Annotated in this window: 1 pseudogene; it reads left to right on the forward strand. The window is 62.6% G+C overall.

Annotated elements, in window-relative coordinates:
• Positions 1–124 precede the first annotated feature (124 nt).
• Positions 125–342: pseudogene (locus AB3X96_RS42730) on the forward strand (IS66 family transposase); the annotation flags it as partial.

The following is a 342-nucleotide window of genomic DNA, read 5'->3' on the forward strand; positions in this document are numbered from 1 at the left end:
TCTGGTGGTGGGTTTGCCATGGCAGCGCATCGGCGCGGACGGTGTGATCCGTGTCGTTTGAGGACGTTCGGTACGTATACGGTCGCGCTTTCGCGCTCTCCGGGGTTCTGGCAGACTCGTCTGCATGAACTTGCCAGCCGACCTCAACGCTCTTAGCCCGGAACAGTTGCGTGCGCTCGCCACACAACTGATTGCGCGTGTCGAGGACCGGGACAGGGAGATTGAGGAGAAGACCCGGGAGGTCGGCGAGAAGGATCGGGAGCTGCGCTACCGGCAGACCCGCATCGACCAGTTGACCCACGAGATCTCGATTCTCAGGCGCCATCAGTTCGGCAGGCGCAG

Origin of the sequence: Paraburkholderia sp. BR13439 (assembly GCF_040948805.1) — a bacterium.
GTDB classification, from domain to species: domain Bacteria; phylum Pseudomonadota; class Gammaproteobacteria; order Burkholderiales; family Burkholderiaceae; genus Paraburkholderia; species Paraburkholderia youngii.